This window comes from Flexithrix dorotheae DSM 6795 (assembly GCF_000379765.1).
GTDB lineage: Bacteria > Bacteroidota > Bacteroidia > Cytophagales > Flammeovirgaceae > Flexithrix > Flexithrix dorotheae.
In genome coordinates, this window is record NZ_KB903454.1 from 220753 (window position 1) to 238425 (window position 17673).

Annotated in this window: 10 protein-coding genes; 6 read left to right on the forward strand and 4 right to left on the reverse strand. The window is 36.0% G+C overall.

What is annotated here, in order from left to right; genetic code table 11:
* The first annotated feature begins 234 nt into the window (after positions 1 to 234).
* Both A3EM_RS46150 and A3EM_RS0123070 read left to right on the forward strand, forming a co-directional pair.
* Positions 235 to 5346 carry an APC family permease gene (locus A3EM_RS46150; protein ID WP_020530625.1) on the forward strand — a complete coding sequence of 1704 codons (5112 nt, stop codon included), beginning with the start codon at positions 235 to 237 and terminating at the stop codon, positions 5344 to 5346.
* A 3-nt stretch (positions 5347 to 5349) separates the two neighbouring features.
* The gene (locus tag A3EM_RS0123070; RefSeq protein ID WP_020530626.1) at positions 5350 to 6048 is read left to right on the forward strand and encodes a mechanosensitive ion channel domain-containing protein; all 699 of its coding nucleotides are present in this window, start codon (positions 5350 to 5352) and stop codon (positions 6046 to 6048) included.
* A 75-nt stretch (positions 6049 to 6123) separates the two neighbouring features.
* Here A3EM_RS0123070 and A3EM_RS43415 read toward each other — a convergent pair whose 3' ends face one another.
* Positions 6124 to 6942 (reverse strand): DUF3108 domain-containing protein, encoded by an 819-nt coding sequence (locus A3EM_RS43415; RefSeq protein WP_020530627.1) that lies wholly within the window; start codon positions 6940 to 6942, stop codon positions 6124 to 6126.
* 235 nt (positions 6943 to 7177) lie between these two features.
* Between A3EM_RS43415 and A3EM_RS0123080 the strand changes: the two genes are divergently transcribed.
* Both A3EM_RS0123080 and A3EM_RS0123090 read left to right on the forward strand, forming a co-directional pair.
* On the forward strand, positions 7178 to 7939 hold the full coding sequence (locus A3EM_RS0123080) for a TatD family hydrolase (RefSeq protein WP_020530628.1): 762 nt from the start codon (positions 7178 to 7180) through the stop codon (positions 7937 to 7939).
* 289 nt (positions 7940 to 8228) lie between these two features.
* Positions 8229 to 9197: a c-type cytochrome gene (locus tag A3EM_RS0123090; RefSeq protein ID WP_020530629.1), complete on the forward strand. Its 969-nt coding sequence runs from the start codon at positions 8229 to 8231 to the stop codon at positions 9195 to 9197.
* 193 nt (positions 9198 to 9390) lie between these two features.
* On the opposite strand, the gene A3EM_RS0123095 is transcribed toward A3EM_RS0123090, so the two are convergent.
* Both A3EM_RS0123095 and A3EM_RS0123100 read right to left on the reverse strand, forming a co-directional pair.
* The gene (locus tag A3EM_RS0123095; protein ID WP_211212009.1) at positions 9391 to 13185 is read right to left on the reverse strand and encodes a metallophosphoesterase; all 3795 of its coding nucleotides are present in this window, start codon (positions 13183 to 13185) and stop codon (positions 9391 to 9393) included.
* A gap of 210 nt (positions 13186 to 13395) precedes the next feature.
* Positions 13396 to 14190 (reverse strand): SdiA-regulated domain-containing protein, encoded by a 795-nt coding sequence (locus A3EM_RS0123100; protein WP_157638041.1) that lies wholly within the window; start codon positions 14188 to 14190, stop codon positions 13396 to 13398.
* Between the two features lie 400 nt (positions 14191 to 14590).
* Between A3EM_RS0123100 and A3EM_RS0123110 the strand changes: the two genes are divergently transcribed.
* Positions 14591 to 15277 carry an SOS response-associated peptidase gene (locus A3EM_RS0123110; RefSeq protein WP_020530633.1) on the forward strand — a complete coding sequence of 229 codons (687 nt, stop codon included), beginning with the start codon at positions 14591 to 14593 and terminating at the stop codon, positions 15275 to 15277.
* Positions 15278 to 15575: 298 nt separating this feature from the next.
* Here A3EM_RS0123110 and A3EM_RS0123115 read toward each other — a convergent pair whose 3' ends face one another.
* Positions 15576 to 17054, reverse strand: a complete 1479-nt coding sequence (locus A3EM_RS0123115) for an ArnT family glycosyltransferase (RefSeq protein WP_020530634.1) — start codon at positions 17052 to 17054, stop codon at positions 15576 to 15578.
* A gap of 252 nt (positions 17055 to 17306) precedes the next feature.
* On the opposite strand from A3EM_RS0123115, the gene A3EM_RS0123120 reads away from it, so the two are divergent.
* Entirely contained in the window at positions 17307 to 17630 is a 324-nt protein-coding gene (locus A3EM_RS0123120) for a hypothetical protein (RefSeq protein ID WP_157638042.1), read from the forward strand.
* The last annotated feature ends 43 nt before the right edge of the window (positions 17631 to 17673 follow it).

Sequence of the window (17673 nt, forward strand, 5' to 3'; positions counted from 1 at the left end):
TAAAAAATCAAACTAATTATATAGACGAAAATTAATGTAATTGTCACTTTTTAAAGAATATTTTCAGAAAAAAGTAACTTTTTTATTATTAGCACTCACAAATTATGTTGTAATTTGAGCACTTAAAATTAGATGAAGATTTTTTAATCCTCTGGCTCAAAAGTATTTTAAATTAAACAAACCTTAAAACATGAGGTTTAGAGGATAAATTAGTATAGAAGCTGGATTTCATTAATGAGCAAACTAAAAAAATTCGGAACATTTGGTGGCGTTTTTACCCCCTCTATTCTTACCATTCTGGGGGTAATCATGTATTTAAGGCTGCCCATGATTATTGGGGAATCAGGCTTAATGGCTACTATTGGTATTATTGTAATTGCACATATTATTTCTGCCACCACCGGGCTAAGTGTTTCCTCTATTGCCACCGATAAAAAGGTTGAAGCAGGAGGTACTTACTACATGATTTCCAGGAGTTTAGGATTGCCCATTGGAGGCACTTTAGGACTTGCACTTTTTGTTGGGCTTTCCTTCAGTGTCAGTTTATACCTGATAGGATTTTCGGAGAGTTTTTTAAATTATTTCGATTTTGAAGTAACTAAGGATGCCATTCGGATAACAGGAACTTTAATACTGATTGCAGTAACTACCATTACTTTTATAAGTACTTCATTGGCCATAAAAACACAGTACTTCATTATGGCTGCCATTATTTTATCCTTAATATCCATCATCTTTGGGCAGCACGAATATCAGCCTACCGAACCATTAATTTCTTCTAATTCATCCACAGTGCCCCTAATGGTTTTATTTGGAATCTTTTTCCCGGCAGTAACGGGGTTTGAAGCAGGAGTTTCCATGTCGGGGGATTTACAGGATCCTAAAAAATCTATTCCAACTGGTTCGATCAGTGCCATAATAGTAGGATTTGTGGTTTACATTGCCCTGGCTTTTTTCTTTTCATACACGGTGGATGCCAATTTACTGGCCAATGATTCTCAGGTTTTATTGAAAATTTCCTGGATTCCCCAGTTAGTGGTAGCCGGAATTTGGGGCGCCACTTTATCATCTGCATTAGGGAGTATTTTGGGAGCGCCAAGAATCCTGCAGGCCACTGCAGTGGATAAAATTAGCTGGAAAATATTTGCAAAAGGTGTTGGTGCTTCCAATGAGCCCAGAAATGCACTTTTGCTCACTTTTGCTATTGCCGAGTTCGGAATTTTGATAGGAGAACTGGATGTAATCGCCAGAATCGTTTCAATATTTTTCATTACTACTTACGGATTCTTAAACCTCAGTTGCGCTTTTGAGGCCTGGACCAGTGCCGATTTTCGTCCGGAGTTTAAAACCCCTATCTGGGTTAGCTTACTTGGTGCAGTTGCCTGTATCATTGTAATGATTCAACTGGACTTTTTGGCTATGCTGGGAGCAACTTTAATTCTGGGGGCTTTATTCCTTTTCTTAAAAAGAAGGGAACTGAACCTGGAATCGGGAGATGCTTGGAGTGGAGTTTGGGCCTCTCTGGTAAAAACCGGTCTGGAACGCCTTGATCAGACTAATCTGCATGCCAGAAACTGGAGGCCAAATATCATCATGTTTAAGGGAAAGGATGAAGCCAGGCCTCATCTGGTAGAAATGGGACAGGCTGTAGCAGGGAAACTGGGCATTTTAACAGGATTCGAACTCATTCAGTCTGATGGAGAAATGTTGGCTAAGGCTAAGCCAATTCTTACCGAAGGAGCCACCAAAGGAAGATACTTTAATCACAAGCATTTTTGCAAAGACATTTATTCGGGGATTGATGAAGTATCCCGGCTCTACGGATTTTCCGGAGTACAACCTAACACCGTATTAATGGGTTGGAGCAAACAGGAAAAAAATAAGGAAAAGTTCGTGAGTGCAGTTAAAAGTTTCGAGCTCAATAATTACAATGCCATTTTCCTACATTACCAGCCTGAAAAGAAATTTGGGGCACACAAAACCATAGATATCTGGTGGAGTGGTATGGGAAGGAACCTGGCTTTAAGCATCAACCTCATCAGGCATATCACTTCCGGAGACCAATGGAAATCCGTAAAAATTCGACTTTTGGTAATAGCCAATGTCTCTTTTCAAAAAGATACTGTATTTAAATCTATTGAAAAAATCCTGGATAATTACCGGGTAGATATGGAAATAAAAATCATTAATAATGCGGTAGATAAATTACCGAAACCTGAAATCATTTTAAATGAATCGGGAAACACAGACCTTACGGTAATTGGGATACAGGATAAACATTACCAAAAAATAAATGAAACCATTGCCGAAATCAATCACCTGATCAATCATCTGGGAACTACCCTAATACTACACGCATCCAGCTCTTTTGAGGAATATTCCCTTGGTTTTGAAAAAGAATCTAACTTATTAAATCTGGCAGATAGTTTTGGCCAGGAAATACTGGTTTTGCCCGAACTCCAGCAATCCAAATATCCAGTGATCAATAACGAAGTCAAAAAAATTGACACCAATGGTCAAAAAGTTTTGGAACTCTTATTTCAGAAAACATTTGTTCCCTATTTTCAGGAAAATGCCAGGTTAAATAAAGAGCTGGAAACCGTAACTTCTGCCTTATTTGGTTTGTTGAAAAAAGCAATCGCCTACAAAGATTCCTACAGAAGAACCCGGGCATTTTACAAAGCCAAAAATGATTTCTATTTCAGGTCAAGGAAATTGCTAGAAAGTTTGCAGAATCAGGCCTTAGAACAGCAGAGGGAAGCCTTAACAAACGGAATTAACTGGTATATTTCCAGGTTGAAAAGTGATATTTTAAGATTTCCGAAAGGATTCAATGTGCCTTTTAATAAAGAGGATTTTATGCTGAAAAAAGACGATCCATTTGGATTAAAAACCCTTAAAATACGAAAAAGAGCAGGTAATCCTTTTGCCAAGCACAGCATAAATTTACTGATTAGTTACAGGCAAATAGCCAGATATTATTTGCAGGACAATAGATTTTTGTTTTTTAATGCCTTCCTTGAAGAATTCGACAGACTTTCGATGGAATATTTATCGGGAATTAAAAAGTTCAATAATCTGATAAATGATCTTTTTGATGAACTGGAAAAGAAACTTTCTACAGAAAGTGGCACCTCCATTTTGGAGGAGAAAAAAGCAGCCATTGAAAGCCTTACTCAAAACCTGATTGAAAATCAGGGAAAAGATATGAAATTGTTTCAGAACCGCTTACAGGTAGAGTTTAGGAAAAACCTCCAACTTATGGTAAGCAGTATGGAACAACTGAATATCAATACATTAATCCAAGAAAAACGTAAGGGAAAAACCTTTTATAAAAAACTGGAAACCGACATCACTGATTTTCCCGAGGTATGGTATGAGGAGGTGAACAATTTCACCAATAAAATCTTCCTGGAAACTGTGATGGCAGGCACAAAAAGCAGGATAAAGGAAGAAATGGACGATTACCTCAGGGAAATGAATATGCTTCTTGATAATAAGGTAATTAAGGAAATTGAGGCGGTAAAGAAAACGGTAAAAAAGAGCTCGAATGAATCTTTGCCGGAACTAAAACTGGATTTTGAAAGTGAATCCATTAACCTGCTACATGGCTTTGCTGAAAAACAGGAAGAAATTGGAAAATTAATCCAGTCACTTCCGGAATCTATTACCATCGCGTCTCCTTCAATTTCTGAGCACACTTCCCTTACAGGACAAAAATCCGAGAACCAAATGGATGAAGTGGCCAATATTCCAGCGGCCAGAATCACCAATCATTTTATGGAATCCAGGTTTTTTGGGCCAACTCAGGATTATTTTGAAGATGTAAATGAAAGCATTAAAAATAAAATGCTGGGCATTAAAGACCATTTAAGTCTGATGAGGTTTAATATGGAAAACATTGATGCTGAAAATGATGATGTCGGAAAAACCAATGGCGATATTAAAGAAAGAACACTCCAAAAAATTCAATCAGAAGAAAATGAATTGAAGGAAATCAAAAGTGTACTACATCAAAAAATACAGGAAAATATTGAAAGTGCTTTTCAGCCTTTAACATCTTATACGATTGTAGAAAGTGCAGGGGAATTTGTGCAGTTCTTAAGAGACTATCAAAGCAAAAGAGTGCTTTCGAAATTTGGAGCTTTCAGGGAGGAGATTAAGGAAACTATCAGAAATTTTTCTGCAAAATTATTATATTCCAGAAGCGGGGGAATTTTGCTGGCCAAAAAACTAATTGAAGATGAACAACTTCGACCACTTAATGGCAAAATTCTGGATTTAGTAGAGGTGGTCAGTCCGGATGCAGAAGTGTTGGCTAACCTTCCTCATTATTACAAAAATCTATTCAGTGGCAGGTCCAGTATCAGTGACGATTTTTGGATCTCCCGAAAAAAGGAAGAAGAGTTGTTGAAAAAATCCTTCAATCGCCTGCAAAGAGGTGTTCCCGGAGGAGTATTATTATTGGGAGAGCGCAATTCTGGTAAGACGGCCTTTTGTCGACATATCAGCACAAAGTTGTTTAAAAAAGAAAAAACATTTCACATTTTTCCTCCAAAATCAGGATCAGTACATTCAAAGGATTTTGTGAATACCATTCAGGAAGTCACCCAGATTGACGGACCTTTGGAGCTAATCCTCAACCGGGTTCCTGCAGGCTCGGCATTCATTATCCACGATATGGAAATGTGGTGGGAAAGACAACAGGAAGGATTGGAAGTAGTCCTTTTGGTAAAGCAATTGATTTATGATTATGGCCACAAGTTTTTCTTTTTGGTGAATATGAATCCTTTCACTTTTGAGCTATTAAATCAACTTTGCACCTTTCAGGAGAGTTTTACGGAAGTTATGCGTTTTACGCCATTTGATGCGGAAAGCCTGAAAAACCTGGTCATTTCCCGTCATCAATCCAGTGGGATTAAATTTAGCCTGAATGAAAAATCAGAAGAGGATATTTCTGAAATAAAAATGGCGAATTTATTCAATAAGTTTTTCAATTATTCTCAGGGAAATCCGGGAGTTGCCCTCAATACCTGGATTTCTGCCATAGAAAAGGTTTATCTCAATACCATAGAAATTGTACCTCCTGAAAGCCCAGAAATAGATGTACTGGATAAAATGAAACCTGAATGGCTTATCATACTGGAAAACTTTATCCTGCACAAAAGACTCACCTATCCGAAATTAAGGAGAATTTTGGGCATACCACAGGAAGAAATTAAAGATTTAATTGAAAACATTAAAAGGACAGGCCTGGTGGAGGAGAATAAATCTGAAATTCTCATTATTAATCCCTATGTGGAGTTCTTAATCATCAAAATTTTAAAACAAAAAGGAATTATTTAAGGCATGAATCTAATTGTTTTGATATTAGTGGGAATTGGACTTTTCCTCATCGGAAAATTACTGGAAATTTTACTGAGAAAGTTTACCTATCTCAGCCGAAAATGGAAAAAAGCAAAACAGTTTGTTTTTATCGTACAGTTTGTATTATTGGTTGGCTACCTTTTTTGGGCTTGTCAATTCACCATGGGCCAAAAACCTTTTTATCCTTATCTCAATTTTACCCTGATTTTAATCCTTGCCATTTTTATTTCCCTTTATTTAATTAAGGATTTTATTGCCGGGGTCATTTTCCGTCTTCAAAATGATTTAAAACTTAACCAGATTATCCAAACTAGTGAGGTATCAGGAAAAATAATCCGATTTGGCCACACTTTTTTAAAGGTAGAAACCCTAGGTGGTGATATTGCAAGTATTCCCTATTCAAGGATTGCCAACAGCATTGTGACAGAAGTTTCCAAAGCTGAAAGTTCAGAACATTCAAAAATACACTTAAAAGCCAGGAAGAAATACTCAAAGGAAGAAACAAGCAGGAATATTAAAGTTTTTATTTTAAACTCTCCTTGGAGTTCGTTTAAAAAACCACCTGTAATTTCTTTTAAAGAGGAAACAGAAAAAGAGTTCGTATTTGAAATAACAGTACACTCCATTTTAAAGAAACACTCCAATTATCTTGAAGCCGGACTCAGAGAGAAGTTTGAATAATTTTCTTTTCATCCGAAAACAAAAAAGCCACTATTTCATGTGGCTTTTTTGTTTTTATTATTGAAGAATAAAACTTTAGTCCTCCGCAAAATTAAAATCGTGCTTAAGTCCAGCGTGTTCTACCAATTCAATTTTCACATTGGCAATAAACATCTTGGCTTTAATTAATAAAGGCACACGGTTTTTATCATCCGATACCCAGAATTTAATCGCATCCCCACCATCAAACAATTCATTTTCTGGCATAATTGGGGAAAGTGCAAAAGAATTGATTTTTCCAAAGTTGGTTTTCAAAACTTCCTTACCCAGATAGCGAACTTTCATATCGTAAACAGAATCCTCATAAACCCCATACATCTGAATGGTATCACCTTCGTATTTCTTATCAAAATCGATAGTTCTCAGGTAATAATACCCACTTACCATATCCTGAGGATAATCGGGAAATTCAAATTGTTTTTTTTCTTCCTTATCAGGCATGGTTTGCACTAATTTCCCAATCTTGTTTTTATGATCGAAGATGATGGTTTCATCCAGTTTATAGTTTTTGCCTTCTTCAATATTTCGGTAAAATTTATGTGAAGTAACTGCACCGGTATCAATATAAGAGCCCCATCGGTCATTTACATTGTAAAGCCATGAAGCTACTCCGGTTGTTTTTCCATCCACATTTACCCTGTAGCATTTTCTTCCATTAACATCATATAAGTTTTTATCCAGCTCTACTACCGCTTCCCCACCATTAATTCCAAGATAATGCGCTACATATTTAAATCTTTCCCCTCTTGCAAAATCATTATTTTTTAAGCTACGAAATTTCCCTCCATTATCCTGTTTAAGCACAAAGGCTGTGGCGGTAAATAGAACCGCTAATAATATTGAGATTCTTTTCATAAGTTTAGTTGTTGTGTCTGGCTGACGGATAAATGATTATAAAAAAATTCATTTTGGATTCTCAAACCCAAATTTATTTAAAAAATTGAATAAATCTAAAAAGTAAATTACCAGTCTTTAAACGAGTATTTACCTGCAAAAGTTTATCAAACACCTTTTCAATTCGTATAGTCCCCTTCTTGTATTACTTTTGCCAAAATTTAAAATTAATCCATAATCAGAAAAAAAATTAACCATGATAGATAGTCATGCTCATATATATTCAGACAAATTCAAAGCAGATATTGACGATGTTTTAGCCAGAACTTTTGATCAGAATGTACATAAAATCTTCATGCCCAATATTGATCATAAGTCTATTGATAAAATGATGGAACTGGAGTTGAAGTACCCGCAGCAATGCCATTCCATGATGGGCCTTCACCCCTGCTCTGTGGATAAACATTTTGAAAAGGAATTGTATCTGGTAGAAGAATGGCTTGACAAAAGAAAGTTTACGGCTGTAGGCGAAATGGGACTTGACCTGTATTGGGACAAGCAATTTTTCGAGCAACAAAAGGAGGCGTTCACGATTCAGGTAGATTTGGCTAAAAAGCATCAGCTGCCCATTGTAGTGCATACCAGGGATTCCATGCAGGAAACCATCGAGTTATTGGAAAAGCTTAAGGATGATCAGTTAACAGGTGTGGTACACTGTTTCACGGGGACAGTGGAAGATGCCAACAGGATTACTGAAATGGGATTTTATCTTGGTATTGGCGGTGTAGCTACTTTTAAAAATGGGGGAATGGACAAAGTACTTCCCGAAATTGATTTGAAACACCTTTTGCTGGAAACGGATAGTCCATACCTGTCTCCAGTGCCACACAGAGGTAAAAGAAATGAACCATCTTACATTCCAATAATCGCAGAAAGGATTGCCACTTTAAAAAATATTAGTGTTGAGGAAGTAAGCCAGGTAACTGATGAAAATTGTTTGAAGCTTTTTAAATTATAATAGTTTCATTTTCCGTGAACAAAGCTGGGCGAAGTTTGCCGCTTCGCCCAAATAATTTTTATTTGGGAAAGCTCTTTTCTACAAATTATTTAGTTTCATAGGCTATAAAGCTTATTCCAAATCCCATTCTATTTTGTTTTTCAAAGAACATTCTCCCCCAGGGAAGCCTCATTTTTCAGTAAAAACAAAGCATCAACCTACAAATTATCCCCTTTTTTGGGGGTGACTCCTTGCTTTCTATTAGCCAAATTTGCTACATTACGAAAAACTAACTGCTAATCAATTTTTTATGAAAAAACTAATCAAAATTACTTTATCGGTAGTTGCAGGGTTGCTGTTACTGATTTTAGCTTTTATTGGCTACCTCTTAATATTTCTTCCCTCCATTGATCCCCCAGAGCTTAAAGTAGAACTTACCCCGGAAAGAATTGAACGGGGAGATTATCTGGCAAATAAATTAATGGGCTGCATGGACTGCCATGCCCAGCGGGATTGGAGTAAATTCACCGGACCAACTTTTGTGAACACCAGAGGTGGTGGTGGTGAAAAATGGTCACATTCCATGGGATTTCCCGGAGAATTATATGCTCCAAATATTACCAAATTACAAGACTGGTCTGATGGGGAAATTTACAGGGCAATTACAAATGGAGTAAGCAAAGATGGCTCACCACTTTTTCCCATAATGCCTTATCTCACCTATGGTCAGTTGGAAAAAGAAGATATTTATTCAGTAATTGCCTATTTGAGAACACTAGAACCACAAGAAAATGAAGTTCCTGAAAGAGAGCTGGATTTCCCGCTAAATATCATCGTGAATACCATGCCTACTGAAGGCCAACACCAACTAAAGCTCGATCCGGGAAATGAGGTGGAATATGGAAAATACCTTTTAACTGCAGCAGCTTGTTACGATTGCCATACCAAACAAGAACAAGGGCAATACATTGAGGAAATGGCCTATGCCGGGGGAATGGAATTTCCCTTGGAAACCGGTGGAGTTGTCAGGTCTTCTAATATAACTCCTGATCTGGAAACAGGCATAGGAAAGTGGACTAAAGCACAGTTTATTCAAAAATTTAAAAGTTATGCAGATTCTGGATTCGTTGCCTATGAAGTCCCTGAAAATGAATACAATACATTCATGCCCTGGACTTACTATGCCAGTTTGCCAGAAAAAGATCTCGGAGCAATTTTCACCTATTTGCAAACTATCAACCCGGTGCAAAATAAAGTAGAAAAGTTCACTGCTAACTAAATATACAGGCTAAGAAAATATAAAAGCCAACAGTTCTTCATATTAAAAAGCTGTTGGCTTTTTTGGCATTATAAGCACCCGTGCTCCACACCGGGTGTGGAGCACCGGGAACTATTATTACCGAGAAACAATAATCTCTCTATCAGTCTTTTATAGCAAAAAAAACACGATTAATTTTGAATCATTACTTAAATTAAAATAAAAACCCAAACCTTAGGAAGGGTAACCAGCTTTCTTCTTCTGAAAATGAAAAGTCGAAGGCAATTACTGTTTTATCGAAGGGAGCCATCCAAAGCCCTACACCTTTGCCATTATGCCATTTTATGGAACTTCCATTTTCGGTAGAAGGATCATTATCTACCCATACTCTTCCTAGATCGTAAAATCCATTTATTCCCACCTGAGCGTTGATAATCAAACTTCTGAGATTGAATAACTTAAACCTGATGTCATTATTCCAATAGAAACTTTTATCACCCGAAAACCTCATTCTTCTGTGCCCCCTAAGGTTTCTTAATCCACCTAGTTTATTGGATTGGTAAATATCCTGATAAGAACCAAAATTCCAGGCCGTTCCTACTCTGGTGGCATAAACAGTCCTAAATCGGTGACCAACTCCTAAGTACAGTGCAAGATTCGCCCTTAAATGTTCATAATTAATTTCGTTAGGTGTGCCTTCCTCATTTTCAGTTTCCCGAATACTTCCTCCAACCAGGTTAAAATAAAATCCTCTAAAGGGTAGATGTTCATTATCCCTAAAGTCCATTTCCAAATTCGTGTAAGCACCAAGATAGGATTTTTGCTTTCCCAGAATATTATTTGCAGCTTCTTCCCCAACTGTTTCTATGTATTCATTGTAGAGGTAACGATTTGGAAATTCATCCCTTTCATCCCTTAATTCGATACTCCTGTAGTAGCCTCCAATTGAAAGTTCAATTTTATCTTCCAGCCATCTTTTTCTTAAAGAAGGGAAAAACTCGATTTGGTTATATCTCACTGCATAATATCGTTTCCCTTTTTCCTCAATTTCATTTTTTGTTTCATTGCCCAGTCCATAGAAAAAATCCACAAAACTTGGTGATTTAAAATCAGCCAATAATACCAAATCCAAAGACCCCAGCAACTCAATGAATTCTCCATCATACTGCAGATTAAATGAATTGGTTTTTGGAGCCCAATTACCCCGAACTTGGTGCTTTTGTTTAAATGGATCTTTTCTAAAACCGTAGGATTTGCTTAAAAATCCGGCACCAATAAAAAGCCCATCATCCGGGTTGAAATTAAAGTAGGCTAAAGGACCAAAAAAATTATATTGAAACTCCTCTCTGTTATATTCATTAACTTCGCTTTTATTGCTTAATTCATTTCGGCTATCCTTCCCAAACTCAATTTCATTTTTATCTTTTTTGTCATAAATATAGGTATGATCCCAAATACCTTTCACGTTCGATTTATTGGTAATCCGGTCAAAATCCTTTCCCCCAATTATTCTTACTATTATGCCTTTGTTCACCTCTCCTTCCAGCTCAAACCTGTCTTCTCCATCAAAACCATACAACCGGATTTCTTTCGTTTCATTTTTAAGAAATACCCTGTCATACATTTTGTGTTTGCGCTCTCCATCTTTCTTAATTTTCCAAACCCTTACCCTGGTCTTTTCATCATCAAGTCGTTCTACTTTAAACAATTCGTGCTTATCACTGCCTAATACATTCACTTCCTTTGCCAGAGAAAGATACAGTAATTTGGAAGATTCCTTCAACCCATCTCTTCTGGATTTCAATTTGGAAATGATCTCCTCCCCACTGTGTTGGTAAATTTCCGGAGGAAATCCTTTAATTGCAGCTTCAATAATGGAGTCAGTCATAATTTCCTGAATTTTCTCCACTTCCTCCATCCAGTCCTGCAAATCAGGTTCTGTCAGGAAAGACCTGTCGAAATACCTGGCATTGAAGCCCATGCCTGCAGGGTCCCTAATTTCATGTTTAAACCCCTGAAACTTCCTCATTCCCCATTTTCTTGTTCCAACAGCCATGACCAGCCCATCAGCATTAAAAAAAGCCTGATCCCTGTCTCTGGGAATGGGTTGGTACATTTTAATACCTTTCTCTTTATCTTCAAATGTAGCCCATCTCCATTGGTCCTCATGCCTGTCCCAGTCTCCAATCCACAGGTCAAAAATCCGGGATTTTAGCACATGTTTTTGATCTATAATATCGTCATTATCCTCCCTAGTCTTTTTTATGGTTTTGGCTGTACTTTCAATCTTTTTGGAATTCCCGAAAAAGTCAGCATCCCGCCAGTCATCATCCGGTCTTTCTTCATACAAATACAAACCATCCTTATAATCTTCTCTGTAAATCCTGAACCTGGGATCATCCGGTAAATAGACCAGTTGGGGATTGGTATGATAAACACCCAAAGGGTTGGCCAAAGCAGGAATGACCAGGGCGCCATAGGGATGGGAGCCGGAAATTTGGTCCTCTACTACATCTGCAGCCAGGGTTCCTCTTAGTTCAATGGGAACGGCAGCCTCCGGGTATTTTTGAATGGACCTTAAAACATATTGTTTTTCATTTTCTGCTTCCATTCTCAGGGAAATGGTCTGCATTCCCCCTCCTCTTTTTAAGATTTCCAATCCTCCATGTTCTTTTCCAATATCAAAAACAGGCACATTATTAATTTCCTGAGCCCATTCGGTTCGATAGTTTTCTCCAAAAAAGAATTTCTTTACTTTCCCAGCAGTTAACATTTTTGTGGCTGCTTTTTCTAACTTTTTACCCGAAAAATCGATATTTGAATACTCCTCATTTGGTTTTTGAAGTGGTTTGGGCTGAACCATTAGCTTGGTTCTGAAAATCAGATCTCCAGCAGAACCATCTTCATTAGGATTATAAAAAGACAACCAAACATCACCACTTTCATGGAAATCAATTCGGGAAAAACCTTTTTTGGCATAAGCAAACTGAGCTTTGGGTTTGTGCTTCACAAAGGTTTCTTTACTTCCTGCCCCGCTTACAATATAATGTGTATTTCCCTGAGGAAGATATTGCAGACTATGATCATGACCAGCCACGTAAATTAAATTTGGATGGGCATTAAAAATACTTTCAAGATTATCTTTCAGAGACTGGTAATTTGGATGGGGGATATCCTGAATATCTCCAAATTTGGTTCTGTATAAAACAGCTGCTGTTCCAATAAAAGGAAGCGGGAAATATAGGTTCTTCTTATATTCTGTTAAGGGGAAAAGGTGATTTTTAAGTGGTGCATGTCCTCCGTGCAATCCATTACTGTAAAAAGGATGATGACCAGCTACAATGATTTTTTTATCCTCATGTTGCTTCACAAGGTCATTCAGCTGAACTAAAAACTGATCCTTGTCTGAAGCCTCACAACCAGAGTCTTCGCCCGGTTTTTCATTATAATGAAGCCACCATTGGGTATCAATTAGAATTAAAATAATATCCTCACTGATTTCGATTAATTCCGGTCCGGGACAGCCATCATTTGGCAGGAAGGTTTCCCCATCACTATCCTCCAGATAATTCTCTACAAACTCTTCCTGGTATTTCACTCTTTGCCAGCCTGTTTTCCCTCCCTTTGCCCAATCGTGGTTACCGGGCACAAAAAACTTTTTTCCTTTAAAATTTTTGACTAATTCTAATTGCGTTTTAATTCTTTGCTCCGCTTCTGACCTGTCAGGATGTGTCTCTTCCGGTAATCCTTTTGGATAAATATTATCTCCCAGAAAAAGGATTGATCCCTTTTCTTCCACATCATCCATTTGGGATTTCAGTAATTGAAATGTAGGCTCAAGAGGATTTTCTCTGGCATACCCGGCATCACCAATAAGAAAAACGGTATGATATATATCGTTTTCTTTGGGGGCTGAAGATTTCCAGTTTTTCGCCTGATTATTGTAATAAGGGCCTTTTGGTGAACAAGAATAAAATAGTAAAAATACAAAAAGGACAAAAGGTTTCATCCTGTAGGGAAAATGGGACAAAAAAGAATAATGTGAACCAGAATATTTAAATGAAAAAGTCTCAAAAAGTGCTCTTCTATTCATCCGCTTAAATAATTGTAATATCCGAAATGGGGAAAAAACGCATCTTCAGGTCCCCTTTAGCCCTATTAGATTTAAATCTTCCTAAACACAATTTCAATCAAAAAAAATTCATTTTCGCAAATTACATCACTTTTTATTTTCCTGATAATTAAACTTTAATATATTCCCTTTTCCGTCTCTGCCTTCATTGGAAATGTACAATGTACCATCCTCCTCAAAACAAATCCCCTCTGGTTGTTTAAAAATATCATTATCCAATTTCTTAGCTTTCAAAAACTTTCCTTTTGGAGATAATCTTAGCAATAATTTCCCTACTGTTCCCAAAACATAAATTTCCTTAGAAATGGGATGAATAGCGACCCCTGAAGGTGCAAAATCAATCTTTTTTCCAGCCCTTTTTGATAGTTCCCTCTTGTCTATTACAAACTTAGGTTCCGGATTCAGTTCAAATCTATCCAAATCAAATTCAAAAATACTTTTGGTATAATAAAAAATTTCATTGATACCGGCTTGTCCTTTGCAGGCTAGTAAAAGTACATTTCTATCCTTGTCATAACACAATCCTTCTACATCATTTCTGTCATTCAGTTGAGTTTGCTCGTATTTAACTTCCCTGTTTTCCGACCTAAAGTTTTTCACAACAAATAATCTTCCATCGCTTCTAATGATAAAAGCATCTTCCCCTATAATCTCTATATCTTCATAATCTCCATCACCTGCAAACTTAATTTTTTCTACAATCTCTTCCTTCTTTACATCATAAATAAAGATATCACCCTTTTCATCCTGCACACAGGCAAACTCATGATTTCCCAGATAATGAATCCCTGATATTTCTTTTAATTTTTTATCTATTTTATACTTCTTATCCGGATCCTTGAAATCATACTTAAAATCATCCATTACTTTTCTGGTTTTCATCACTGGTATTTCTTTTTTCCCCTCTTGAAGTTCTGATTCTTTCTGGCATCCAATTAAGAAAATGAAAAAAAATAACAGTATCGTTTTATAAAAAAAATCCATCAGTTTAATTTTTTATGAAAATCACATAGTCGGGTCCTTTTTAAATTCCCTGAAACAACCCACCTATTCCGAGTAGCTGATTGTTAAAAAATACTTTCTCTATCCTTTCAAAATCTCCCGACCTATTGCAATATTTGAGGACAAAAATTAAATGAATCTTATTTTTTCTTTTTAAATTAACTGATCTTTAATTTTAAAAGAAATAAACATCCGGTATCATTTTGATCATTTTCCCGGTTTGATTCATAAAATTTAAAATTACTATTCATTCATTAGTTGCAAAACAAAAATTAGAAAAATGTGCGGTAGATACACGATAACCAAAAAGGCAGAAGAAATAGAAAAAAGATTTGAAGCCAGAATTTCCGCAGAATCATTTGAGAAAAAATGGAATGCGGCCCCTTCAAATTTACTTCCCATAATTACAAACCACGAACCCCAAATCATTCAACAATATAAATGGGGATTGATTCCCGGATGGGCAAAAGATGAGGCCATTGGTTTTAATACCATAAATGCACGAGTCGAAAGTGTGACAGAAAAACCTGCTTTTAAATTTGCCTTTACTAAGCAACGATGCCTGGTGCTTGCCGATGGTTATTATGAATGGAAAAAAATTGGCAAAGAAAAAATTCCTTATAGAATTACATTAGATGACGGAGCCCTTTTTGCCATGGCAGGGCTTTGGGAAAAATGGACCAACCCTCAGGGACAAATCACTCATTCATTTTCTGTAATAACACTTCCTGCTCCTCATAAAATCGCGCATATCCATGACAGAATGCCGGCTATCCTTTCCAGAATAAATGAACAACACTGGTTGGAAAATGATCTTTCGGACGATGAAAGAATTGAACTATTACAGCCACCGGCAGAAAAATATTTAGGTTTTTATTCTGTTTCCAAGCAGGTAAATTCTGCAACAAATGAAGGACCTGATTTAATCAAACCTCATAACTATTCTGTGCAGGGAAGTTTATTCTAACAAATTTATCTTTATTTTTTTTTAAAAACATGCAAAAAATAGTGGAGATTTTGAAGTTTACCTTTATGCAGGGTCCCAACTTTTAGAGCAAGAAAATAATTAGGCTTCCCTTTAGGTAAGGTTAAAGGGAAGCCTAATTATTTTGCTCCCCCTTTCATTTTCTCTTTGTCCTTTTATCGTAAAGTTCTTTGCTTTTTCTTTACCTAAGGCTGTTATTCACCTCAATACGCGTCTTACTTGGCAAAAATAAAGGGGTATAATAACGGATTTTATTTATTCGACTGTACTCAAAATAAATTTATAGTTTTTTTAATATTACAAACTCTTCATTTTTTTCTAACAACCCATATCCGAAGTAGTTTTTATTTTCTACTATATCTTTTTTCTGCATCATTCCCATAAGTTCATCATTGAAACTTTCAGGGTACAGAACAATATATTGATTATTATGCTTTTCAGCAAAATTAAAGAAGTCTTCGGGAGTAGGTTCCTTCCTCACTTTAAACTTGTAATACCACATAAATCCATGCAATCCATTAATATGATGGTTTTTTATTTGGTTAAAGACAAAAATATCATCAGCCAAAACCCTTTGTTCTTCTTTTGGTAAATATGAGGAAATGTGCTCATTAATTGCAGTTATATCTCTTTTATTAAAAGTATGACCCAGATCGTTATACAAATGGCTAAAAATGGCTCCCCAAAAAGCAATAATTAATACAACTTGCTGCCATTTTTCTAATGCTAAAATTCTATATAAGGATACTGCAATAATAAAGGAGGCAAATGGTAAATGAAGCAGCGCATATTTTGAGGTAGTTCCGTGAGATAGTCCAGCAAGACCAATAACCAGCGCTAAATAATAAACCAACAGATTTGAATGATTTTCCTTTAAATATTTGAAATTAAAAATAAGGCAAAGAATTAGTAAGGATGAATAAAAAGCTTCTTCATAATCATGAAAAAACCGTTTGTGCTCCCTAAAAATTTTAATAAAGGGTGTAAAAATACTAAAGTCTTCTTTTTCTAATACATAATCATTTCTAAACTGGTCCAAAAACGCTAAGAAATCAGCCGGGTGCCAAATATCAAATAAATAAAAAGCAGCAGTTAAGCCGGAAATAGGCATAAAATATAAAATTTCCTTGTATTTTTTTTTGTTTAATAAAAGAATAAAACCTGCAAAAATAAAAATAAGTCCGTTGAGGTGGGTAAATGCACTCAGGCCGGCAAAAATTGCTGAAAAAATTAAATATTTTAAATCCTGACTTGAAACCCATTTTTCTAAAAAATAAAAACTAGAAAAACCAATAGTCATAAGAATAATTTCTGGCCGATAATAAAAGGAAAACATGAAAACCTCGTGCTGGAATAGCAGGATTACCATCCATATCAGCCAAATAATGTTAAGGTTTGTTGTCGTTTCTTTCCCAAATTTCTTTAAATAGGCTTTTGCAAGGAAGGTAAAGCCGATTAAAAATAATAGAGGAATAGCTTTAAAAGTATAGATTGAATAACCAAATATTTGTACAAACAAAACTCCCAGCAGGATGAAAAATTTGTGATAATGGTATTGTCTGGTTTCAAAATCAAGACCCATTCCATTGAAAAGGTATGTTTTTAACCAAACACCATCCTTACCAAACATGAAAACCTGCTCAGCAAATAAGGATTCATCCATTCCGGTTTCTCTGTTTGGTATACTAATTAGGAAAAGGATAACAATTGAAATTGATAAAAACACAAAAGTAGAAAACAATGCCTTTTTTGAAATCATATTTTTTTTGGGTGCAAAGCTAAATTTTTAAACTTAAAATAGAAAAGTCCTTTAATCCTTACGATTAATAAATTTCATTATAGCATATGTTATCCTTGCAGCCATCTTAAATTAATAACACAAAGTTATTGTTTAGGACATAAAGAAGGCCTATTTCAGAGTGTTATCATATGCAAAGCCACTTCTTCCATTTGCTGTTCAATTTTTTACATGCTCTATTTTAAGTATTTTTTCGGGTTGGCAAACTTGGCGATGATGAAAACTTTACTGGATGTTTTGTTTGATATCATCAAACCTGAGGAATTGGCAAAATATAAGCAAATCACGGTTTTAAGCACTAACCTGGAAAGCTTAGAGGATTACTTTTATTATCTTTCAAAGAAAGTTCAATGTTTCGGTGGTAAAAAACGATACCAAACAGGTCTCGTACTATTTATTTTATCCGTATTGTCCATTGTACCAATAACAGGTGATTTCATTCCTTACTTTGCCTTTGAAGTACTCGAACATTTTAGAATAACCTTCGGAACCCTTATTTTGATCCCTATTCTTCTATTATATTCTCCTAAATATTAAAGAAAAGTTGAGGGTTAACTGCCATTGACAATTAACCCTCTGT

Bases quoted from the DNA above. Each gene is read 5' to 3' on its own strand.
- A3EM_RS0123100 (WP_157638041.1), bottom strand. From the start codon at position 14,190: ATGAAAACCAGAAAAGTAATGGATGATTTTAAGTATGATTTCAAGGAT.
- A3EM_RS0123120 (WP_157638042.1), top strand. From the start codon at position 17,307: ATGATGAAAACTTTACTGGATGTTTTGTTTGATATCATCAAACCTGAG.
- A3EM_RS46150 (WP_020530625.1), top strand. From the start codon at position 235: ATGAGCAAACTAAAAAAATTCGGAACATTTGGTGGCGTTTTTACCCCC.
- A3EM_RS0123070 (WP_020530626.1), top strand. From the start codon at position 5,350: ATGAATCTAATTGTTTTGATATTAGTGGGAATTGGACTTTTCCTCATC.
- A3EM_RS0123080 (WP_020530628.1), top strand. From the start codon at position 7,178: ATGATAGATAGTCATGCTCATATATATTCAGACAAATTCAAAGCAGAT.
- A3EM_RS0123115 (WP_020530634.1), bottom strand. From the start codon at position 17,054: ATGATTTCAAAAAAGGCATTGTTTTCTACTTTTGTGTTTTTATCAATT.
- A3EM_RS0123095 (WP_211212009.1), bottom strand. From the start codon at position 13,185: ATGAAACCTTTTGTCCTTTTTGTATTTTTACTATTTTATTCTTGTTCA.
- A3EM_RS0123110 (WP_020530633.1), top strand. From the start codon at position 14,591: ATGTGCGGTAGATACACGATAACCAAAAAGGCAGAAGAAATAGAAAAA.
- A3EM_RS0123090 (WP_020530629.1), top strand. From the start codon at position 8,229: ATGAAAAAACTAATCAAAATTACTTTATCGGTAGTTGCAGGGTTGCTG.
- A3EM_RS43415 (WP_020530627.1), bottom strand. From the start codon at position 6,942: ATGAAAAGAATCTCAATATTATTAGCGGTTCTATTTACCGCCACAGCC.